General features: G+C 36.2%; 20 protein-coding genes. 12 read left to right on the forward strand and 8 right to left on the reverse strand.

Annotated features, from left to right (window positions below; translation table 11 throughout):
- Positions 1-60: 60 nt before the first annotated feature.
- Both GVN22_RS06005 and GVN22_RS06010 read left to right on the forward strand, forming a co-directional pair.
- On the forward strand, positions 61-3,048 hold the full coding sequence (locus GVN22_RS06005; RefSeq protein ID WP_166550142.1) for a two-component regulator propeller domain-containing protein: 2,988 nt from the start codon (positions 61-63) through the stop codon (positions 3,046-3,048).
- Positions 3,041-3,670, forward strand: a complete 630-nt coding sequence (locus GVN22_RS06010; RefSeq protein ID WP_166550143.1) for a response regulator transcription factor — start codon at positions 3,041-3,043, stop codon at positions 3,668-3,670. The genes GVN22_RS06005 and GVN22_RS06010 overlap by 8 nt, the downstream gene beginning before the upstream one ends.
- Before the next feature lie 159 nt (positions 3,671-3,829).
- Here GVN22_RS06010 and GVN22_RS06015 read toward each other — a convergent pair whose 3' ends face one another.
- The 3 genes from GVN22_RS06015 to GVN22_RS06025 all read right to left on the reverse strand — a co-directional run bounded on the left by GVN22_RS06015 (position 3,830) and on the right by GVN22_RS06025 (position 8,421).
- Positions 3,830-4,705 (reverse strand): YicC/YloC family endoribonuclease, encoded by an 876-nt coding sequence (locus GVN22_RS06015; protein WP_166550144.1) that lies wholly within the window; start codon positions 4,703-4,705, stop codon positions 3,830-3,832.
- Positions 4,706-4,998: 293 nt separating this feature from the next.
- The gene (locus tag GVN22_RS06020; protein ID WP_166550145.1) at positions 4,999-5,715 is read right to left on the reverse strand and encodes a DUF1080 domain-containing protein; all 717 of its coding nucleotides are present in this window, start codon (positions 5,713-5,715) and stop codon (positions 4,999-5,001) included.
- Positions 5,716-5,976: 261 nt separating this feature from the next.
- Positions 5,977-8,421, reverse strand: coding sequence for a hypothetical protein (locus GVN22_RS06025; protein WP_166550146.1), 2,445 nt, complete (start codon positions 8,419-8,421; stop codon positions 5,977-5,979).
- Between the two features lie 277 nt (positions 8,422-8,698).
- On the opposite strand from GVN22_RS06025, the gene GVN22_RS06030 reads away from it, so the two are divergent.
- Positions 8,699-9,331 (forward strand): outer membrane lipoprotein carrier protein LolA, encoded by a 633-nt coding sequence (locus GVN22_RS06030; protein WP_166550147.1) that lies wholly within the window; start codon positions 8,699-8,701, stop codon positions 9,329-9,331.
- A gap of 66 nt (positions 9,332-9,397) precedes the next feature.
- Here GVN22_RS06030 and GVN22_RS06035 read toward each other — a convergent pair whose 3' ends face one another.
- Entirely contained in the window at positions 9,398-10,843 is a 1,446-nt protein-coding gene (locus GVN22_RS06035) for a sodium:solute symporter (RefSeq protein WP_166550148.1), read from the reverse strand.
- A 198-nt stretch (positions 10,844-11,041) separates the two neighbouring features.
- Between GVN22_RS06035 and GVN22_RS06040 the strand changes: the two genes are divergently transcribed.
- The 5 genes from GVN22_RS06040 to chrA all read left to right on the forward strand — a co-directional run bounded on the left by GVN22_RS06040 (position 11,042) and on the right by chrA (position 15,203).
- Positions 11,042-11,323, forward strand: coding sequence for an ATP-dependent Clp protease adaptor ClpS (locus tag GVN22_RS06040; RefSeq protein ID WP_166550149.1), 282 nt, complete (start codon positions 11,042-11,044; stop codon positions 11,321-11,323).
- A 38-nt stretch (positions 11,324-11,361) separates the two neighbouring features.
- Complete coding sequence (gene recR, locus GVN22_RS06045) at positions 11,362-11,979, forward strand: recombination mediator RecR (RefSeq protein ID WP_166550150.1); 618 nt, start codon at positions 11,362-11,364, stop codon at positions 11,977-11,979.
- A gap of 62 nt (positions 11,980-12,041) precedes the next feature.
- On the forward strand, positions 12,042-12,791 hold the full coding sequence (locus tag GVN22_RS06050) for a superoxide dismutase (RefSeq protein WP_166550151.1): 750 nt from the start codon (positions 12,042-12,044) through the stop codon (positions 12,789-12,791).
- Between the two features lie 92 nt (positions 12,792-12,883).
- On the forward strand, positions 12,884-13,861 hold the full coding sequence (locus tag GVN22_RS06055; RefSeq protein WP_166550152.1) for an isopenicillin N synthase family oxygenase: 978 nt from the start codon (positions 12,884-12,886) through the stop codon (positions 13,859-13,861).
- Between the two features lie 169 nt (positions 13,862-14,030).
- Positions 14,031-15,203 carry a chromate efflux transporter gene (gene chrA, locus GVN22_RS06060; protein WP_166550153.1) on the forward strand — a complete coding sequence of 391 codons (1,173 nt, stop codon included), beginning with the start codon at positions 14,031-14,033 and terminating at the stop codon, positions 15,201-15,203.
- An 89-nt stretch (positions 15,204-15,292) separates the two neighbouring features.
- On the opposite strand, the gene rfbA is transcribed toward chrA, so the two are convergent.
- From rfbA to galE, 3 genes are read right to left on the reverse strand one after another with little or no spacing between them, the layout of a single operon-like run.
- Positions 15,293-16,153: a glucose-1-phosphate thymidylyltransferase RfbA gene (gene rfbA / locus GVN22_RS06065; RefSeq protein ID WP_166550154.1), complete on the reverse strand. Its 861-nt coding sequence runs from the start codon at positions 16,151-16,153 to the stop codon at positions 15,293-15,295.
- A gap of 15 nt (positions 16,154-16,168) precedes the next feature.
- On the reverse strand, positions 16,169-17,224 hold the full coding sequence (rfbB, locus tag GVN22_RS06070; protein WP_095165376.1) for a dTDP-glucose 4,6-dehydratase: 1,056 nt from the start codon (positions 17,222-17,224) through the stop codon (positions 16,169-16,171).
- A gap of 21 nt (positions 17,225-17,245) precedes the next feature.
- Entirely contained in the window at positions 17,246-18,268 is a 1,023-nt protein-coding gene (gene galE, locus GVN22_RS06075) for a UDP-glucose 4-epimerase GalE (protein ID WP_166550240.1), read from the reverse strand.
- 570 nt (positions 18,269-18,838) lie between these two features.
- Here galE and GVN22_RS06080 point away from each other — a divergent pair.
- Positions 18,839-19,681, forward strand: a complete 843-nt coding sequence (locus tag GVN22_RS06080) for a transglutaminase-like domain-containing protein (protein WP_205690801.1) — start codon at positions 18,839-18,841, stop codon at positions 19,679-19,681.
- A gap of 173 nt (positions 19,682-19,854) precedes the next feature.
- On the opposite strand, the gene GVN22_RS06085 is transcribed toward GVN22_RS06080, so the two are convergent.
- Positions 19,855-20,487: a 4'-phosphopantetheinyl transferase superfamily protein gene (locus GVN22_RS06085; RefSeq protein WP_166550155.1), complete on the reverse strand. Its 633-nt coding sequence runs from the start codon at positions 20,485-20,487 to the stop codon at positions 19,855-19,857.
- A 150-nt stretch (positions 20,488-20,637) separates the two neighbouring features.
- On the opposite strand from GVN22_RS06085, the gene GVN22_RS06090 reads away from it, so the two are divergent.
- The 3 genes from GVN22_RS06090 to folB all read left to right on the forward strand — a co-directional run bounded on the left by GVN22_RS06090 (position 20,638) and on the right by folB (position 23,215).
- On the forward strand, positions 20,638-21,537 hold the full coding sequence (locus tag GVN22_RS06090; protein WP_166550156.1) for a WD40 repeat domain-containing protein: 900 nt from the start codon (positions 20,638-20,640) through the stop codon (positions 21,535-21,537).
- An 80-nt stretch (positions 21,538-21,617) separates the two neighbouring features.
- Positions 21,618-22,778 (forward strand): DivIVA domain-containing protein, encoded by a 1,161-nt coding sequence (locus tag GVN22_RS06095; protein ID WP_166550157.1) that lies wholly within the window; start codon positions 21,618-21,620, stop codon positions 22,776-22,778.
- An 86-nt stretch (positions 22,779-22,864) separates the two neighbouring features.
- Positions 22,865-23,215, forward strand: coding sequence for a dihydroneopterin aldolase (folB, locus tag GVN22_RS06100; RefSeq protein WP_166550158.1), 351 nt, complete (start codon positions 22,865-22,867; stop codon positions 23,213-23,215).
- Positions 23,216-23,234: the final 19 nt, after the last annotated feature.

Genomic DNA, 23,234 nt, shown 5'->3' on the forward strand with positions numbered 1-23,234 from the left:
TAAGTATTTTAATGCTTATCTTTTATTAGTAACTAGCCTATTCGATTAACTAAAATATCTATGAAAGGTTCAGTCTTCTTAGTTTGGTTATTATTAAGTCTTCCTTGTATAGGACAAGAGGGGTATCGACATCTTACCATTAAAAATGGGCTTTCTCAAGGCTCTATAAATACCATTTTTAAAGATTCTCGGGGATTTGTTTGGTTGGCTAGTCAGGAAGGACTAAATCGTTACGATGGTACTAATATAAAAGTTTATCAATTTATAGATGAGGATAGCACTACCATAGGTGGAGGCAACTTGCGTGGGATTGTTGAAGATGCCAATGGCGACTTATGGATTGGTTCTGGCGATTGCTTGAATCGCTATAATAGAAAGTTAAATAATTTCACGCGATTTTATAGTAATAGCTCAAAGCGTTCGACTATTACGACTGTTTTTTATGCTAATAAACAAGAAATATGGTATATCAATGAAGAAGAGGGAGTTGTAGCTTTGAATTATAAAAGCTTTCAGAAAAGGAAAATTTGGAGAGACTTTATTTACAAAGCAGATTACCTTTCAGGAAAAGTGAAAAAGGACCCTGTTCTGCCTATTGTTTGGATTTTGTTGCCCAAAGGAGTCGTTGGATATAATTATCAGACTAGAGAAGAAACTATTCTCTCTCCAAAAATACTTCCTAACCCTAGTAATATAACGAGCTTTGAGGTAGATAGAGAAGGTAATATCTGGGGTGTTTCAGCATCACAACTTTGGAAATACTCAATGCTTTCAAAGCAAGTAAAATCCTTTCAACTGCCCAACCTTCGAGGTATTAAACCGACTACGTATGATATTAAAGAAAGTTCTGATACAAAAAAGCTTGTAATTAGCGGAAATTATGGATTGGTGATTTTTGATAAACTGAAAGAGCGTGTCAGTCGGTACTACATTCATCAAATGAATAATACTCGTAGTTTATCCAACTGGGAAATTTCTACGGCCATATTGGATAACCAGCAGATACTTTGGGCAAATCCAGCTCCAGTTGGGATAGATGTTATTTTACCAGAACATTTTCAAATTAATACTTTTGACAGTAATCCCTGTGATTTTGGAGAATTTAATGGTGCATCTATTCGAGGGATTGCTGAAGACGAGGAACATAACCTTTGGGTCGGATCTATTGATGAAGGACTTTGGTATATCAAAATGAATCCCAAAAGAAACAGAGGGCTTGAAGAGCCACTTTCACTTCAGAAATTTACGACAAAGGACGGTTTACCAGACAATGATGTTAATGATATTTTAATAGATGCTAATGGAATCGTTTGGGTAGCTACTTTTTTAGGAATGGCATATTTCGATAAACAACGAAAGAAATTTATTCCTATCTCTAATCATGCTGATTCCAATAATTATGTCAATGCAAATTATGTTCTTGAATTGTGCAATTATAAGGATAATCAAATCCTGTTAAGTACCATGAGCGGTTTATTTCTGTTGAAGAACAAACAAATAACCGCTTTTTCGAGGGATAGAGAACCAGGTTCTGGAAGTCTCTATTACGACTCAATGGCACAAAGGCTTTATGTGGGTTGGCGTGAAAAAGGCATGGCGGTGTATTCGACCAAAGCCGAAAAGCCTGTGCTTTTGCCCAAGTTATTTTTGCCAGGTCTGAATGTAATGGAGTTTTATAAACAGCCTAAAACTGATGTCCTTTGGGTTTCATCGAATAAAGGTCTGGTCAAATTTGATGCAAAAAAACTTCAGATACTTCATGCATTTACCAACCGAAATGGATTAATCAATAATGTTGTATATGCCACTATGCCTTTTAAGAACTATCTCTGGTTGAGTACCAATAAAGGTGTTGCGCAATTTGACCTATCTAAAGAGAAATTTAAGGCTATTACGCAAGAGGAGTTTCGAGAATATAATCGTAATGCGAGTCTTATGACCTCAAATGGAACTTTCTATTTTGGCTCTACCCATGGACTTACCTATTTTAATCCTGCCATTTTACCTTCTACACATTCCTTGATTAATATCTATTTGACTGATATGGCTGTCAACGATAAACCTTTAGCCGTTGAAAAAGGACATATTGGTGAACAGGATAAAATTGTGCTCAATTATGATGAAAATACCATAACATTATCCTACGTAGGTATCGATTATCAAAATCAAATTAGTAATACGTATTTTATTCAACTGGAAGGATTTGATAAAAATTGGTTGAATGTTGGTTCCCAGCAGTCGATAAGATATACCCATTTACCTTATGGTGAATACAAATTGAAGATAAAAGTAAAAAACATAGACAATGAGCGATTTCCTATCAAAGAATTAGTGATTGTAATCAATTCACCTTTTTGGCGAACAATCCCATTTTATCTTGCCATTGTGATACTTTTGATTTTGGGTGGATACTTAGGAGCTTCTTATTGGCTAAATCGTAAGTTATTGGTGCAAAAACGAGAGCTTGATACTATTCTTAAAACACAAGAATCCGAACGGAAGCGCTTAGCCCAAGATTTACACGATGATTTGGGAGGAAGCTTGTCGATTTTAAGAGGTAGACTTTCAAACGAAGGAGTAAGTCACGAAATGATTCAGCTTGTTAATCAAGCCATTCAGGATTTAAGACTAATTTCATGGAATTTGTTACCACCCGATTTGATGAAGGATGGTTTAATCCCTGCCTTGGAAAATGCGGTGGAACGAATTCAGAAATCGACGGATATAAAATTTACATTTATTCATTTTGGAAAAGAAAAATATTTGCCAGAAGAATCAAGAATTCATATTTATCGAATTGTTCTTGAAGTTTTTAACAACATCTTAAAACATTCAAAAGCTAATGAGGCTACGATGCAACTTCTTTTTCATGAACAAATGATTTATCTGTCCATAGAGGATAACGGAATTGGTATCAACAAAGAGGATTCTTCTTGGGGAATTGGTTTCAAAAATATTCAAACTCGTGTTGATAACCTTCATGCCCATTGGCATATAGATACAAGTAATCTTGGCACCACCTTTATATTAGAAATACCCTATGAATGATACTAATGCCTCTTTGTTAATAGCCGACGACCATGTTTTATTTGGTGAGGGAATTATCTCTATGCTAAGAGATACATATCATTTCTTGGCACTTGTTACCGATGGAAAACATGTGATGAATGCAATTTTAGAAAGAAATCCAGCCCTAGTTTTACTCGATATAAATTTGCCTAGCATTGACGGGCTAGAGTTAGCAAAATTGATTAAGTCCAATTTTTCAGAAGTCAGTGTTATTTTTCTTACGATGTACAACGAAGGAAAATTTGTGGAACAAGCCCAAAAACTCAAAGTGGACGGTTATATGCTTAAACATTCCACGAAGGAAGAACTCATTGTGGCTATTGATAAAGTTTTGTCTGGGGAAAAATACTTCGACCCAAAATTGAATTTGGAGAAAACAAACCTCCATCAGACAGATTATTTTGTTAAGAAATTTTTGCTTACGCCACGTGAAGTTGAAATAATTCGACTGATTAAGAAAGGAGCTAGTTCTGGGCAAATTGCGGAGGCTTTACATTTGAGTGAAGAAACAGTGCGCTCACATCGCAAAAATATTCATTTCAAGCTTGGAGTGTCAAAGGTATCCGAACTTATAGAATTTGCCAATGCGAATGGGTTATAAATGAGATATTGAGTGAGTTGTGATTGAGTGATTACTCTTTTCAGTATTGGAGACAAATAGCTTTGCGTTTAATCATGATTTATTAGCCTATTCATCAAAAAAGCGGTCGGAAATTATTTTCCGACCGCTTTTTAATAGTAGTTTTATCGTAAGTCTGTTTTAAAGAACATTAGAAGTCTGCTCCTTAATTTTCTCTAATTCGTCTTTCATATTCACGACCAAACGTTGAATACCTACATCGTTTGCCTTAGAACCAATCGTATTGATTTCACGACCAATTTCTTGTGATAGAAAATTCAACTTTTTACCATTTCCTTCTTTTACAATTGTTTGAAAATAGTCAAGGTGCGTGCGTAGACGTACTTTTTCTTCCGAAATATCGTATTTCTCAACATAATACACCAATTCTTGTTCGAAGCGATTTTTGTCAAAATTCTCATCCTGTAATAAATCACTCACCGATTTGCGGAGGCGTTCTCTTACCCCAGGAATACGTGTTTTGTCCAATTCCTCAACTTCTGTTAAGAGACTACCAATACTTTGTGCATATTCGATAAATTTGGCTTGTACGATAGCGCCTTCTCTTAATCTAAATTTATTACATTCTTCCACAGCCTTATTTACAGCCTGTACAATAACTTTCCATTCAGCTTCACTTTGTTCTTCCGAAACGGCGTCAGTATTAAAAGCATTGGGCATAGTCAAGGCAATTTTCAATAGCTCAGTAGTTTCGATGCTTCCGAAGATTGCTGCGGTTTCAGCCAAGTCTTTTACGTAAGCTTGCACCAAAGCTCTGTTGACAGAAGTGCCAGCGGTTGTATCTGTATATTGTACCTGTAAATTAAATTCTATTTTACCTCTTTCTAATTGCTGAGTGAGAATATTACGAATCTCGATTTCTCTTGAAGAAAATGTTTTCGGAATACGGCAATATATATCAGTGAATTTAGAGTTCAGGCTTTTGACTTCGGCAGTTACAGTAAGATGATTTGCTTCTACTACTGCCTTTCCGAAGCCTGTCATTGATTTCAACATAGTTATTCAATATTTTACGTTCTATGCAATTTGCAGGTAAAAATTGACTTGTCCAAATAAAATAGAGGAGGTGTTTGTAATTAAGGATGAGTGCGGAGTCGAGAATGGTGAGTTTGTCTAGAGCTAAAGTTTCCGAACAATGCTGGATTTGGGATTGCTGAAATTATGGCTATTATAATACTGGTTGAAAAAAAGCGGTCGAAAATACTTTTCGACCGCTTCTGATACAAATTTACTGCTAAAAAATTCACTCAATCACTCAATCAGCATTCACTCAATTGTGAAGCGAAATACTAAAGAGATTTGATTTTGATACTACGGTACCAAACATCATTGCCGTGATCTTGTAATACGATATGTCCTTTCAAGAATTTACCAAAGTCTGGCATATTTTTGAATTTACTGTTTGCGATTAAATCTTTCCAGTTTTGATCATCCATGCGAGTTTCAACTACCTTTACGCCATTCATGAATACCTGAAGGCTTCCTTTGTTACTGATGATTTTAACAGTATTCCATTCACCAACGGCCTTCACTGGTTCTGATGATGACTGAATCAAATCATAAAGGTCGCTTGCACGGTGTTTTTTGATTTTACCATCTGGGTGACCATCGTTGTCGATTACTTGGATTTCAGGACCTGTAAACCAACCGTAAGCATATTTTGCATCTTCTTGGCTATTGATATAAATACCACTGTTTCCGTTTGGTGAAATTTTCCACTCGACACTCAATTCAAAGTTTTCGAACTCCTCATTGCTTACCAAGTCGCCAGAACCTTCTTTTCCTTTTGAAGTATCATATTTCAACGCACCATCCGACACAATCCAGTTGGCTTTTACTTCCTTGCTTTTCCAAGTATGCCAACCTGTAGTAGACTTACCGTCAAACAATAAACGCCATCCTGATTTGATTTCTTTTTTAGAGAGAGTATTTGGAGTTTCTTTAGCTTGTAGGCTAAAAACCGATGCTGAAAGCATTAAGCAAGTAATTAAACTAGTTTTTTTCATGTAATAAAGGGAATTTAGAAAATGGGCTGATTGGGGAAATTGTACAATCATATACAAAAACAAATGTAATACTCTATTCCGAATATTATGCCCTGCTGAGGAGGGAAACTTTGATTCTATTACGGATTTGGGATTTCTGATTTCGGAAATACTGAATAATATATCCATTTTATTTTATATAAAAAATGGGCTTGCAACATAGTGTTGCAAGCCCAAAAGTGTTGAGGATTCGTGTAAGATAAATTTTATCCTACAACCAAATTATTTTTTCTTTTTTACTTCGAAGAAAATAGCCAATCCCAACAAACCTACTAAAAGGAAAGAAGCGATAAAGTCTATTTTTGAGCCTTTTGCGACAACCTCTGGCTCAAACTTAAACTCAATAGTGTGTTTTCCTGCTGGAACAACTAATGCTCTCAATACGTAGTCTGCACGTAAATGTGGTTTGTATTGTCCGTCTATGTAAGCTTTCCAATCTTGGTTACCGCGATAGAAGATTTCTGAGAAAACTGCTAATTGTTCAGAACTAGCATTTGAGCTGTAAGTCAAATGATTTGGCTTATAGTTGGTAAGGGTAATTTTGTTATTGACAGAATCAGCTTTGATAACCGATAAGTTTCCTAACTCTGGCTTGAATCTTTCATCAACAACGGCTGTTTTTTTAGGATTAAAATTTGTCAGTGCATTTATTTCTTCATCAGCAGTAGGTACCATTTTGATTTCTTGTACAAACCAAGCATTTCCACAAGCCTCTGGATTTAATTGTACCGCTGGAGTACCTTGTGCGCCAGGCACTACCACATACTTCGCATTGAGCATATTCAAAACCTGAAGATTCAACGGGTTTTTAGAAAGATGATGCTCTACTAATTCTTGGTATCTGCGCAATTTAGCTCCGTGATAACCACCCAATGATTGGTGATAATACGACATTTTGGCATCGCCTACAAAGTTTGTCGAAAGGTCTATTACTTTGTAAATGCCTTTGTCTTTCATAATTTCTGCATCAATTGGCGAAGGTGCCGTATTTTCTTCAACTGCTGCTTTATCGATAAATGAATCGTTGTTGAAATAGCGTTTATCTACGGTAAACAAGTCAAGTGTTACCAATAAAATCAACACTGGATATAAAACCGATTCTTTGATTTTCCCTTTGGCAAAAGCCCAAATTGCCGCAGCAGTAATCGTAATGTAGATAAATGTACGGAAAGCATCAGCACGCAATAACGAAGCTCTATCTTTAACAATAGCGTTTAGTATTTGTGTGTCGAAAGACTGATTGCCTGATAACTGGAAGGTAGCGTCGTTTGGAGAACGGAAATTGAAAAACAAATCAGGTAGCAATCCGAGGATTAATGAGAAACCTGCCGTCAAACCAAAGCTGATTAGTAAATCTTGTTTGATTTGCTCAAATGTCAACTTTTCTTCAACAATACGTTTAACTGCTAATACAGCCATCGTAACTAATGAAAGTTGTACAAGACAAAGAATCATCGTCACCGCTCTAAACTTATTGAACATAGGGAAATAGTCAAACATTAAGTCATTAAAGAAGAAGTTTTTACCCCATGACAATACAATATATAAAACTGTAGTGCCGATTAGCCAATATTTTAATGAACCTCTCACTACAAAGCATCCAAGTAAGAACAAGAAGCAGATTACTGCACCAGCGTATGCAGGTCCACCAACAAAACTTTGATCGCCCCAGTAAGCTACACTTCTTTCTGAAAATCCAAGAGCTACGTCTTCTGGTTGTCCGTTATCAATAAGTACCTTGTATGTTTCTGATTTGTTACCACCAAGCGAACCTCCTGAAGCCCCTCCTCTAAAATTTGGAATAAGTAATGTCCCTGTTTCGCCAATACCGTAACTCCAGTCAAAGGCATAGTCTTTATCCAAGCCTCCATTCGACTGTGTATTTGATTTCAATTCTGATTTACCTCTGATTGTTTCTTTAGAATACTCAAGGTTACTCCACAAACGCATAGCATGGTTTGCAGCACCAATACTCAATGAACCTGCTAGAATCGCTAATGAAATAGCTAGTTGTTTTACCTGTCCAGCTTTGATTTTTTCGATAGCTTCTGCCACAATTAGAATTCCCCACGATAAGAATAGGTAATAGGTAATCTGTACGTGGTTGGCATATAGCTCTAATCCCATAAACAAGGCCGTCAGTGCCGCACCAATCCAATATTTACCACGCATGACCAGAACGGTTCCTGCTAATACCAAAGGAGCAAAAGCCAATGCCAATACCTTAGAGTTATGTCCAGCGGGGATAATAACCATATTAAAAGTTCCTAAGGCATATCCAATAGCTCCCAAGACTGATAGCCAATTGTTGAGCCCTAGAATAATCAAGAAAATATACATCCCAAGCATTTCCAAGAATATCATGTTGATAGGGCTAGGGAGTGCGTTGTTGGCATACTGACCAATTTTGGTTGTAATACTGTTAGGGTATTGTGCCGAAATCATGTAAGTAGGCATACCACCAAACATTGAGTTGGTCCACCATGTAGTTTCACCAGTCGTTTTTCTGAACTCGACAGACTCGTGAGCGGCTGCTTGAGCCATTTGAATATCATGTTGCTGAATGACTTTGCCTTTAAGGGCTGGTGATGCGTAAATCCCTGCCAATACCGCAAAAAATACAATCGCTACAATGTGCGGAAGGAATTTTTTGAATGAAAATTGCATGTTTTGTGATTAAGATTTTCTTGGTTTAATGAATACATATCTTATCTGCTATGAAACAAAGATAAAAGGAATCCTTCATTGATAAATGAACTTGTTGGTACTTTCGAGAGTTTTTATATCAGTTTCTTGGACAAATTACGTTATAGGGGCAATGATTATTGGATTTTTAAAAGAAAAATCGTCGATTTTTATCGTTTTTTGATTTTTTTCCTCAAAAATTCAAACCATTTATTCTTAACTTTGTCAATACGTATAATAATACTCATAACTAGATATAATGAAAAAGTTGATTTCGATTATCACGTTTGCGGTAGCTGTAAACCTATCTGGTGCTCATGCACAAGACTCAAAAGCTGGCGCAATCATTGATGCTATGCAAAAAAAATATAAGTCGATGAAGTCGTTTAGCGCTACATTTACTTATGGAGCTGACGGTAGTAAGCAAGCGCTAAAAGGTGACATTACGGTAAAAGGCCAAAAGTATCGTTTGAAACTTGCGGGTCAGGAACTATTTAATAACGGCAAAGACGTTGCTACTTATATTAAGGAGACTAACGAAGTAAATATCTCCGAATACGAACCAAGTGAAAATGACTTGAATCCAGCAAAAGTTTATTCTTTCGATAAGAAGGGTTATAAATATACTTTTGTGGGAGAGTCCAAAGAAGGAGCCAATACGTACGAAGTAGTTGAGCTTTCTCCAGAGAAAAAAGGCGGTCAAGTTTCGAAAGTAAAAATCAAAGTAAATAAGGCTGATAAATCTGTTGGAGGTTGGACAATCATTGATAAGAGCGGGAAGCGTCAAACATTTAGTGTGATTAAGTTTAATCCTAATACAAATGTTGATGACAAATTCTTTTCATTCGATAAATCTAAATATCCAGGTGTAGAGATTAACGACCTTCGCTAGATAATAGACATAAAAAAAGGCTAACTCAATTCTGAGTTAGCCTTTTTTTATGAAAGACAGAAAATCTTATTCAGACTTTCTTAATAACCATAACCCTATAAAGGTAATTGCTCCGTTAACTAATAACTTCTCAAAGCCGAATTGATAGCCATTCAACCATGCTTGTGAGTTACTATCTATGATGTACGTCAAAATAGGAGAGGCAATACACAGATAAGGAACTAGCTTGTCTTTTATCGGAGTCTTCGTAAATAGACCAAATGAGAATAACCCTAGTAATGGGCCGTAAGTGTATCCTGCTATATTAAATACTGCCGAAATAATAGACTGCTCACTATAGGCATAAAAAATCATGATTACAACAAAGAACAATGCCGAAAACCCAATATGTACATAATGCTTGATTTTGGTACGTTGTGACTCTTCATATTTTTCGATATGCATAAAGTCGATACAAAAGGCAGTTGTCAAAGCAGTAAGCGCCGAATCGGAGCTTGCATAAGTTGCTGCGGTAATTCCTAATAAAAATGTGATTGCAGCAACGGTTCCAAAATGTCCTCCTAATGCCAACATTGGATATAACTGATCCGTTTTAGCTGGAATAGCGAAGCCAATCTTATCTGCATAGATATATAACAAAGCACCTAGAGCGATAAACATTAACGTTACTACAGCAAACGTACAGCAAAACCAAAACATGTTCTTTTGTGCCTCGCCAATGTTCTTGCATGTAAGATTCTTCTGCATAAGATCTTGGTCGAGCCCCGTCATTACTATGGCAATGAAGGCACCAGAGATAAAGTCTTTTACAAAATGATGTTTGTAAGAGAAATCATCGAAGAAAAACATTTTTGAATACTTACTTTCTTGAATAGTCGTTACCATTTCTGAAAAACTCAAACCTAGCTGATTATTTATCAAAATAATGGTCAGAGCTAAGGCTGTCAAAAGAAAGAACGTTTGTAAGGTATCAGTTACAATAATCGTTTTAACACCTCCTTTGTAGGTATATACCCATATCAAGGCAATTGTGACTAAGGCAGACACGGCAAAGGGAACATGCCAATTGTCAAAAATGGCTAATTGTAAAACTTGTACTGCTAAAAACAAACGGGCCGCTGAGCCTAAAGTTCGTGCTAGAAGGAAAAAAGCAGAGCCAGTCTTATAAGACCAAAAACCAAAACGTTTTTCTAGATAAGTGTAAATAGAAATAAGATTCAACTTATAATAGAGAGGAAGCAATACCGTTGCGATAACAAAGTAACCAACAAGGTTTCCTAAAATGATTTGGTAATAAGAAAGTGAAACTTTTCCGACATCTCCGGGTACAGAAATGAACGTTACCCCAGAAATAGATGTTCCAATCATACCAAAGGCAACCAACCACCAAGGAGACTGTTTATTTGCCGTAAAAAAGGTATTAGTATCTGCTCCTTTTGACGTAAAGTGTGCAACAACGATTAGAAGTAAGAAATAAACTGCCAATATGCCAAAGGCTAAACCTGTGCTCATAATTTTTAAGGTTGAGTTGATAAGTAAATGCTTTAATTGGGTGTTTGATAATAAGAAAATAATACTCCCTTTGTATCAAAAATGAAAGGCAAAATTGATATTTTTTGTTAAATTTGCTAATAGAGCCTAGAATATATTTCCAAGCTCATTATTAATGCGTTATAATCCAATAAGTTAAAAATAATAAATATTTCACAGATGCGCCCATTTGAACAATTTGAAGAAGAAGTAGATGTACTGGAGGATGTCAAAGATACCGACCAATATGACTTAGTAGTCTTCAATGATGATGTCAATACGTTTGATTATGTTATCGAAACGTTAATTGACGTTTGTGGACACACCCCAGAACAAGCTGAGCAATGTACTATTTTGATTCACTTCAAAGGTAAATGTTCTGTTAAAAAAGGTTCTTTTGATGAATTAGCCCCAATGCGCAATGATATTTGTCGCAGAGGTCTTTCTGCTGAGGTCATGTAATATTGACTGTTGCTTGTCCTTATTAATTGCTTACCACGTTGAATTATCCATCCAAATTAATTGAACAGGCTATCGACGAAATAGCCAAGTTGCCGGGCATAGGTAAAAAATCTGCTCTGCGTATGGCTTTGCATTTGCTTAAGCGAGATGAAAAGCATACGTTAAAACTAGCGGAGGCTATTGTTGCTATGCGTACTCAGATTCGTTATTGCGAACAATGTCACAATATTTCGGATACTGAAATATGTGGGATTTGTGCCAGTAAAAAACGTGAAGCTTCACTAGTTTGTGTAGTTGAAGACGCTCGTGACGTATTAGCCATCGAAAATACGTCGCAATACAGAGGCTTATATCATGTGCTGGGAGGTATTATCTCTCCACTCGAAGGTGTGGGTCCTGCAGATTTGAAAATCGAGTCTTTGATTAACAGAATAACAACGTCTCAAAATACTGAAAATCCCATTACAGAAATTATCCTCGGACTCAGTCCTACAATGGAAGGAGATACAACGGCTTTTTATTTGACTAAACGAATTAAGCCATTTGGTGTCAAAATAACAACCATCGCAAGAGGTATCCCTATTGGAGGAGATTTAGAGTATGCCGATGAGATTACACTTGGACGTAGTATTGTCAGTCGGATTGTTTACGAATAGCAATGATTGTGGCATATTGCCCGTTTTACTGAGTACAAGAATACTTAAACTTATATATACTTATGAACCGTAAGAACTTTTTAAAATCAGCATTGGCTTCAGCTTTTGCTTTGTCAGGAATAAAATCATGGGGTTTTGGTAGAAAATCTAACTATAACCAGTTTTTACCTTCTTTGACGCTTGAACAAGTTTCTCTTGAAACAGCTCCGTACTCATTAGCAGCGCTTCCTTACGCTCCTGAGAGCTTAGAACCGAACATCGATAAGCTTACTATGGAGATTCACCACGGTCGTCATCACAAAGCTTATGTTGATAATTTGAATAAAGCGGTAGCAGGTACTCCAGCTGAGAAATTAACGTTGTTAGAACTTATTAAAGATGCTGGCAAACAACCTGTCGCTATTCGTAACAATGGCGGAGGTCACTGGAATCACACATTTTTCTGGAATGTACTTTCTCCGAAGGGCGGAGGCGCTCCTAAAGGTGATTTAGCTAAGGCGATTGAAACAACATTTGGTTCTTTTGAGAAATTCAAAGAAGAATTTGGCAAAGCTGCTACTACCCGTTTTGGTTCAGGCTGGGCTTGGTTGATTGTTCAAGATAAAAAATTAGTAATTTCGTCAACACCAAATCAAGATAATCCTTTAATGGATGTTGCTGAGAAAAAAGGACAGCCTATCTTAGGACTTGATGTTTGGGAGCATGCGTACTATTTGAAGTATCAAAATAAACGTGCTGATTACGTAACTGCATTCTGGAATGTCGTAAATTGGGACGAAGTCTCTAAAAATTTTGAAAATGCTTTGAAATAGGTTTTGTTAAATTCCAACTTAGTGAGACCTTTGTATCCCCATTTTTGTTTTATCAAGGATGGGGATTTTTCATCATAAAACTTATGTAAGTTATGAATTCAGAAACACTTCTCGACACAATTCCATCGCTTGACCTTGCAGACTTCCTTTCGGGAGATGCGGAGCGTAGAGCTAAATTTGTTCAGGATTTAGGCTCGGCATTTAATAATATTGGTTTTGTTGCTATAAAAAACCATGGTTTGACAGATGAACTTACAACTAAACTTTATGAAGTAGTTCAAAAGTTCTTTTATTCTGACGACGAATTAAAGTTTAAATATGTAGTTCCAGGTATTGCTGGTCAAAGAGGATACGTAGCGAAAGGGAAAGAAACAGCAAAAGGTTTTAAGGTAGCTGACCTGAAAGAGTTTTATCATATTGGTCAACCAAAGATTGATGACGGAGACCCAATTTGGGCTGAATATCCTGATAATGTATTTCCTACAGAACAACCAGAATTTGAGGAATATACCGTTGAAGCTTATAACACGCTTCAAGTAGCTGGAAAAAACTTGCTTCGTGCGATCGCAATTTATTTAGAATTACCAGAAGATTATTTTGAAGATAAGGTAAAACATGGTAACTCTATCCTAAGAGCTATTCATTATTTCCCTATTTCAAATCCTGATGAGGTGCCAGAAGGGGCTGTTCGTGCCGCTGCTCATGGTGATATTAACTTGATTACCTTATTAATGGGTGCTTCTGCAGAAGGGCTTGAGGTATTACGTCGTGATGGTGTTTGGATTCCTATTACCTCATTGCCAGAATATGTTATCGTGAATGTAGGAGATATGCTAGATCGTTTGACGAATCATAAACTTAAATCTACGATTCACCGTGTGGTAAATCCTCCAAAGGAAAAATTAGGTACCTCTCGTTTTTCTATACCGTTCTTTATGCACCCACGTTCAGAAATGAACCTGACATGTTTAGAATCTTGCGTAAATGCTGAGAATCCTAAATTATATGTTGATATGACAGCAGGCGAATTTTTGAATGAGCGTCTGATTGAATTGGGATTAAAAAAATAAATTTTAGTACTTTATACCTACTTAGATTTGCCTTTGATTTGTTTAATCAAAACAAATTTAAGAATTTAGCAAAGCGTTTGAGAATGAGGAGGTTCTTTTTCTCAAACGCTTTACATTATTAAACGCCGTTGGAAAGAATGTACTTTTGGGGCATTCTTACTTGCATCTGATGAAACTTTCTAAGCATTATGATTTCTTAAAAGACGTTCTAGTCTTAGCCTTTACAACTTTTGGTGGTCCACAGGTGCATCTCGCTATGTTCATTAATCGACTGGTACATAAAAAGAAGTACCTTACCGAGGAGGAACTGCTAGAAATTCAGGCCTTGTGTTCATTCTTACCCGGACCAAGCTCTACACAGACGCTTATTGCAGTAGGGTATAAATTAGGAGGTCCCAACTTAGCCTACCTGACTTTATTTTTATGGATAGCTCCAGCAGTTACCATCATGACGATGGCAGCCTTCGGAATGACCTATCTTGAAAACCGCGAAATTGTTCGATTTATCCAACCTATCGGTATTGCATTTATTATCCATTCAGGAATTCTATTAGGAAAATTGGTACTGAAAAATACGTCCAATTACGTGCTAATGATACTGGTGGCGGCGTTTGCCTTTTATTTTCAATCTCCATGGGTTTGTCCTATTGCGCTCATTGTAAGCGGTACCATTACTTCTTTTAACTACAAAGATCATCCTCGTCAGAATAAGCATCGCATGATAATTCCTTGGGCGAATTTCAATCTGTTTTGGGGATTTCTGGTGTTTTTAGCCTTGCTTGGACACTTTACAGATTCAATGCCTCTTTTATTATTCGAAAACTTCTATAGAAATGGAAGTCTTGTGTTTGGCGGAGGACAAGTGCTTGCCCCAATGCTTTTCACCGAATTTGTAGAGTTTAAAGAAGTAATTCGTAGCGATGATTTTCTTACGGGTATGGCGCTTTCGCAGGCCTTACCGGGACCCGTGTTTGCCTTTACTTCTTATTTAGGAACACTTGCTATGAAAGGACATGGCATCGGGCAGCAATTACTTGGAAGTGCAGTAGGAGCAGCGGGTATTTTTCTTCCAGGGACTTTTTTAATATTCTTTGTTTACAGAATTTGGGGACAATTAAAACAGTTTAGAGCTATCCGTGCGTCTTTAGATGGCATTAATTCAGCTTCTGTAGGACTTACGTTAGGTGCAGCTGTTTCTTTCTTAGAACCTATCTTAGTGCAGAAAGATTGGCTTGGCATAGGAACAATTCTAGTAACACTTTTGATTATAAGATTTACAAAAATCCCAAGCTTCTATATTTTCCTTGGAGGTTTGGCTATTGGTTTGATAGTTTATCTTTAGTCTCTCTTAAACCAAAAAGCGGTCGAAAATACTTTCGACCGCTTTTTGAATATCAGATGATATATTATTAAATGCAAGGCAATTCTACCTTACTTCAATAAGTTTAATAAGTATTTTCCGTAACCGCTTTTTACTAATGGCGTAGCTACAGTACGTAATTGTTCTGCGTCGATAAAGCCCATTCTGTAGGCCACTTCTTCGATACAACCAATTTTAAGTCCTTGACGTTCTTCAATTACTTGAACAAATTGACCTGCTTGCATCAACGAAGCAAAGGTTCCTGTATCTAACCAAGCTGTTCCTCTATTTAAAACGCCAACTTTCAATTTACCCCTTTCCAAATAAACTTTGTTCACGTCTGTAATTTCATATTCTCCACGAGGAGATGGTGCTATGTTTTTAGCAATCTCAACTACCTCATTGTCATAGAAATACAAACCTGGAACAGCATAATTTGATTTTGGTTCTGTTGGTTTTTCTTCAATAGAAAGAACATTAAAGTCTCCATCAAATTCTACTACACCATAACGTTCTGGGTCATGTACTTGGTAGGCATATACAACTCCTCCATCTGGGTCGTTGTTGGCTTGCAATAATTTACTCAACCCCGAACCATAGAAGATATTGTCACCTAATACTAAGGCAACCTTATCATCTCCAATAAATTCTTCACCAATCACAAATGCTTGAGCCAAACCATTTGGTTCAGGTTGTACAGCATAGCTGAATTTACATCCAATTTGTGAGCCATCACCTAATAATTTTTCAAAATTAGGTAAATCGTGTGGCGTTGAGATAATCAAAATTTCTTTAATACCCGCTAACATCAAAATAGAAAGTGGGTAATAAATCATAGGCTTGTCATAAACAGGCATTAACTGCTTACTAACTGCCAAAGTCAAAGGATGAAGTCGGGTGCCTGAGCCACCAGCTAAAATAATACCTTTCATATCAATATCGGTTTATTAACGATTCTCGTACATGGTCTCGTAATACTTTTGGTAATTCCCAGAAGTTACGTTATCTAACCATTCTGTGTTAGCTAAGAACCAATCTACGGTTTTTTCCAAACCTTCTTCAAATTGAAGTGATGGCTCCCAACCTAGCTCCTTCATGATTTTGTTTGCATCAATGGCATAACGTAAATCATGACCAGCACGGTCAGTTACATAAGTGATGAGTTGTTCAGAAGTACCTTCTGCACGTCCCAATTTTTTATCCATAACCGAGCAAAGAAGTTTTACTAGGTCAATATTTTTCCATTCGTTAAAACCACCAATATTGTAAGTCTCACCAAGTACGCCTTTGTGATATACCGTATCAATGGCACGAGCGTGGTCAATTACAAACAACCAGTCACGAACATTTTCGCCTTTACCATATACAGGTAGAGGTTTGTTGTTAAGGATATTATGAATCATCAAAGGAATCAACTTCTCAGGGAAGTGATTTGGTCCGTAATTGTTTGAACAGTTAGTGATCACTACAGGCATTTTGTAAGTATTTCCGTACGCTCTCACAAAATGGTCTGAAGATGCTTTTGAAGCAGAATATGGCGAACGTGGGTCATAAGCTGTAGTTTCAGTAAAGAAATCTTCAGGGTTATGTAACTCACCATAAACTTCATCTGTTGAAACATGGTAAAATCTTTTGCCGTCATAATTGCCTTTCCAAGTATTTTTGGCAGCGTTCAATAGATTTACGGTACCAACTACGTTTGTCAAAACAAAAGCCATTGGATCAGTAATTGAACGGTCAACATGTGACTCGGCTGCGAGGTGGATAACACCATCGAAGTTATGTTCAGCAAAAAGTGCGTCAACAAATGGGGCATCTACCAAATCGCCTTTTACAAAAGTATAGTTTGGTTGATTTTCGATATCTGTCAAGTTTGCCAAATTACCTGCGTAAGTCAATTTATCAAGATTGAAGATTTGGTATTCTGGGTACTTGGTCACAAACAACCTTACCACATGAGAGCCGATAAAACCAGCACCACCTGTAATGAGAATTTTTTTCATTGTATTATTTTTCTAATAAAATTACTTACGATTTACCACAGCAAGTTGCCATTTCCAAGCATCGCCTAGTGCCTCTGTCAAAGTTTTTTCAGCTTTCCAACCTAAGATTTCGTTAGATTTGCTACAGTCAGCATACACTGCTGTTACGTCACCTTCTCTTCTTGGTTTGATAGCGTAATCAACTTTCAATCCAGTGGCTGTTTCAAACGCCGTGATTACTTCCAATACCGAACTACCAGTTCCTGTACCGATATTGAAATAATCATAATATGTTGTCTTTTCTTGTTGTTTCAAAAGAAGTGCCAAAGCAGCAACATGGGCTTTAGCCAAGTCTACCACATGGATGTAGTCACGAATTGCGGTACCATCTGAAGTAGGATAATCATCACCAAATACAGATAATTGACCACGTAAACCAGCTACAGTTTGAGTAATGAACGGTACCAAATTGGCAGGAACTCCCAAAGGCAATTCGCCAATTAGTGTACTTTCATGTGCTCCGATTGGATTGAAATATCTAAGAGATATGGCTTTCAATCCTTTATTGGTTGCAACTGTATCTTTGATAATTTCTTCACAAATCTGTTTTGTGTTGCCATAAGGAGAATTAGCAGGCTGCACTTTTGATAGCTCAGTTACAGGTAATGCTTCTGGCTGACCGTATACAGTACATGAAGAAGAGAATACCAAATTTGAAACTTGGTGTTCAGCCATTTTTTCTAACATCAAAACGGTGGCTGCCACATTGTTTCTGTAGTACTTTAATGGTTCGCTTACAGATTCGCCTACTGCCTTGAATGCTGCGAAGTGAATAATACCATCGATTTTATTTTCTGTAAAAACTTTATCCCAAGCAGCAGGGTCATTGATGTCTGCTTCATAACATGTTACTGGTTTCCCAATAATAGTTTCGAGCCCAGCAAGTACCGCTTTTTCAGAATTTGAAAAGTTGTCGAAGATAATAGATTCATAGCCAGCGTGATGTAGCTCAACAACAGTGTGTGAGCCAATGAATCCAGCTCCTCCAGTTACAAGTATTTTCATCATGGTAAGATTAAGAAAGATTTGCTTTCGATAACAAAGTTAATAATATCGAAATCTAAAAAAAATTATATTTTTGAATTGTGAGTATTTGGTAATATTTATCAAGTTTTACAGACTTCTTTTTGGTAAAATATGCCGATAAAACTGTTATTTCAATCAAAATTACTCATTACAAATGTACGATTTTGAAACGTTATATACACTTGTAGAACTTACTGAAAGCTCCTAAAATAGATAAGGAAAGAAAGGTCACTTTAAAGTTGATTTACTTTTAAAATTCAAATAACTATATGGTAATCAATGATTTGCAAAATAAGTTCTATTGCTAACTAAGAGGTTTATGATTGATGTACAAACGGTTGTACTAATCATGGAAAAGGTTTTTGAGAGGAAATAATATTTCTATAAAAATAGATGGAGATATGAACTCATTCGCTTAAATTGTGTTAATCAAATATTATGAGTTTTTGACGAGCGATTTTAGAAATATCAACCAAACTTAATCGTTAGGTATAGATAAAATACCGTATCGCAAGCAAAAGCTTATTCATGGTTTATAATGTGTATTTTATGGAATTGAGAGATTCAGAACTGAAGGCCTTAGTATCCTTATTGGATGACGAGGATACAGAGGTGGTTACGATGGTAGAGTCAAAGATTAAATCTTTGGGAGGGAATATTATACCTTATTTAGAAGACAGATGGGAAGAGTCCTCTCTGAGTCCTGTGATTCAAAGAAAATTGGAGGATTTGATTCATGATTTGCAATTTGGTTCATTCGAAAAAAGAGTTGTGGAATGGTATAATACAGGAGCTCAGGATATTTTGAAAGGAATGTGGGCCGTTGCAACTTACCAATACCCAGAGCTTTCACTTGAAAAATTAGAAGCTGAGATAAATGCTATATATGTGGATGCATGGACAGAGTTAAGAGATGATATGCACCCAATGGATCAGATAAAAACCTTAAATCATGTATTTTTCTCGAAGCATAAATTTGGTGCAAATACCAAACATTTTCATTCGGCTTCGAACTCAATGATTAATGTGGTCTTAGATTCTCACAGAGGAAATCCTATCTCGTTATGTGTTATCTATATGCTTGTAGCCCAGAAACTTAAGTTGCCAATTTATGGAGTAAATCTTCCCAACTTGTTTATACTAACCTATAAAACTGACAAGGTGCAATTTTATATCAATGTATTTAATAGGGGGTTGGTCTTTAGTAAAACGGATATTGATAACTATTTGCAACAGTTGAATATTGGACAAGAGGAAATTTTTTATCAACCTTGTGAGAATATTGATATTATTAGAAGAGTGTTGAGAAACTTAATAATTGCGTTTGAGAAAATTGGCGATACCGAAAAAGTAAAAGAACTAGATGCAATTTTAATGCAACTAATTACCTAGCATACACGAGTCTCTATCAATTTTATAATTAAGTTTGTTCTTAAACAAGGCATCAAAAAAGCGATCGAAAAACATATTTCGACCGCTTTTTTGATACTGAAAGGTTGGGATGATTAAATATCAGAGGCAGGGTGAAAATCATAATTCATTTACTCAATTACCACTCATTCCATTTATACAGTCACTGTCAAAATATAGTCTTCCCAGTAAAAAACCTTTAATAAAAGTTCTTCAGTAATATCCTCAAAGTCTACAACTCCAACAATCTTATCAGTCTGATTGACAAATGGTTTGATATAGATGTTATCTCTCAAACTCATTTTCTTTTTACCGTACCATTTATATAAACTCTCTTTGGCACACCAATACACGCCAATTTGTTCGGGTGTACCATCGAGGACACTTATCTCATTTTCAGACAAAAAGCGTTTTGCCACTCGTTCTAGTTTGCTAGAAATTTTTTCGGTATCTAAGCCCACAGGTTTTTCAAGGTCGATGCTAATAGCTGCAAATTTTTCTGCATGTGTAATTGAAATATTAGCGTGATGATTTACGAGGCAAGGATTTGAAAACTCATCTTTTAAAACACCTAAAAATTCAATGTCCATTTCTTGACATGCAAATTTCAAACAAGTTCTGCTTGCAAGCCATTCTAGTTGCTTTTGAGGATGCGTACTGTTAGATAAATCTTCTATTTGATTTTCGGAAATACCTAAATAGGCTGTATAAAAAGATACATCTTCCTCAATTTTCCAGACACAAAGAATTTGACTTTCGCTTAGTTTTTGATTAAAAAAAATGGGCATAAATAGCTTTTGATTGAAATGAAGTTCAAATTTCAGAAACTTTTTAAACTCTTCAAAACCTTTTATAGGAGTTTTGAGGTTGGTAATAAAACAAGTACTTTTGTAATATAAAACCTTATTGGTTAAACCAAATGAGGAAAATTTGCGTATATGTTAGTAGAAAAATTTGATACTTTTTCAGGTCATCGTGATTGTGTGTATGCTCTCGAGAAGGGAAATAGTCTTAGCCAGTTTTTTTCATCAGGAGGTGATGGCTTGGTCGTGCGTTGGAATGTAGAAAAACCAGATACTGGAGAATTATTTGCTAAAATTCCGACGTCTGTATATGCTCTAGCGTTTGATGAAAAACGTAATCATTTGTGGATAGGTCAAAACTTTGACGGAATACAAGTTCTGGATATATTAAATAAAAAGGAAGTGGGGTCATTGAAGATTTCAAATGCGTCTATTTTTGTAATAAAATTATTTGATAATCAGGCTTTTGTAGGCCTATCAGACGGGACTATCGTAGTAATAGACATGGAGTTATTGTCTATTCGAAAGCATATAAAAGCTTCAGATAAAAGCGTTAGAACTATTGATTTTAACCCAGTAACCCAAGAAATTGCAGTTGGCTACAGTGATTTTACGGTTAAAATATTTGATTTAACCGATTTTTCTTTGAAATTAGTAGTTGAAGCGCATACCAACTCTGTATTTACTGTGAAATATTCTCCTGATTATAAATTTCTCTTAACAGGAGGACGAGATGCACATCTAAAAGTGTGGAATGTTTCCGAAAATTATCAACTTCAACAGGATATTGTCGCTCATTTGTTTGCCATAAATGACATTTGTTTTCATCCCAACTTGCCTTTGTTTGCCACTTGTAGTATGGACAAATCAATAAAAGTTTGGGACAGCGAAAACTTTAAACTTAAAAAAGTAATTGACAAAGCTCGCCACGCTAGTCATGGTACATCTGTTAATAAACTTCTTTGGTTACAAGAATCTTCGCTTTTGATTTCTGGCTCCGATGATAGAAATGTCTCTGTTTGGAAAATTACTTAGACTAGATATTTAGCTATTCCTTTGTAGTACTGTAGTATGAAAAATCAAACTGCTCGTGCTACAAACAAAATAAAAGATATATGAGAATTACTCCTTTAGAAATCAGACAACATACCTTCGACAAAAGCTTTCGTGGATATGATACCGAGTCAGTTGATGCTTTTTTACTTTCGCTTTCTCAAGAATGGGAAAGAGTTGCTGAAGAAGTAAGAGTGACTAAACAATTACTTGATAGAGCCGAGCAGGAGGTTACTCGTGTGAAGGAGATAGAATCAAGCTTATTCAAAACTATTAAGGTAGCAGAAGAAGCTCAAAAAGAAATCAATGAAAAAGCACATCAAGAAGCTTCAAAGATTATTGATGACGCTAAGCTTTCAGCTGAAAAAATTGTAGAAGAAGCAAAAGCCCAAGCTGCACAGATTGAGGAAGATGCCAAAAGACAATCAAATATTGCGATAGCAGATGCCGAAGCTCGTGCTTCGTTTTTAGTGGAAGAAGCTGATTCCAAATTGAAAACTTTTGAGAGAGATACCAAGTCGCTTGAAAAGTATAAAGATTTGTTGGTATTGGAGTTGAAAAAGTTTGCAACCGATACACTAGATAAAATTTCGAAGTTTGAAGAACGTACCACTATTTCTAATGATCCAGAAATTACTCCAGCAGAAGGAATTACTCCTGTTATAGAAGAGCCAATTGCAGAGGTGGAAGAATCACTAGAGGCTAGTATCGCAACAGAGGAATTACCAGCTGTCGTTGAGAATATCACTCAAGAAATTGATCCTGATGTTTTTGATGAAGAAGAAGGAGAGCTTCCAACAGTATCTTCAGTCTTACAGGATGAGCAGGAAGCTTCAGAGTTTTCAATTGATGAAAAACTTCCTTCATTATCATCAATCCTAGAAAGTGAAGCTGATGTTATTGATAATCCTTTGTTAGAAAGTCTTATACAACAACCAGAACCAATAGAAACTCCTGAAAACGTTCCAACTATTGAAGCCATAGCTGAAGAAAATGAAGTTGTAGAAGAGCCACAGGAAGAAACATCAGAGGTTGTTGCTTCAAGTGATGAAAATACTGAAGAAAATGCGCAGGCTAAAGACCCATACAAGTTTATCAAAAAAATAAAAAAGTCTGGTGACAGCAAAGGGCTTCCAACAGTTTCGTCTGTAATGGAGGAATTGAAAAAAGATAATCCTGGTGGAATTGCCAATGGGGGAGGTTCTTTTTTTGATGCTTTCTAGATAATAAAATAACAAATTTCATGGAGTCAGGTAGCACAACTGCCTGACTCTTTATATTTTCGGTCAAATTAAATTTATCAATTAAAATGGGAACAATTGAATTAGAGGGACTAGAGTTTTTTGCCTATCATGGATATTATGAGGAAGAGCGTAAAATAGGAAACCGTTATCAGATAGATGTGAAGATATCTGTTGATTTTTCTTCTGCCGCACAGAATGATAAATTAAAAGATACCGTTAATTATGAGGATTTATATCGGATTATCGCAGGAGTTATGCAAACAAAATCTAAATTGCTCGAGCATGTAGGGCAGTTGATTATTGATGAAATCCGTAAAATATATCCTAATGTAAATGAAGTTCAGGTGGGAGTATCTAAATTTAACCCACCAATTGGCGGTGTTTGTACTCGTGCAAAAGTTACCGTAATCGGCTGATTTGCGTAAAAACTTGCTT

The organism is Cellulophaga sp. BC115SP (genome assembly GCF_009905545.1).
Lineage (GTDB): Bacteria > Bacteroidota > Bacteroidia > Cytophagales > Spirosomataceae > Flectobacillus > Flectobacillus rivi.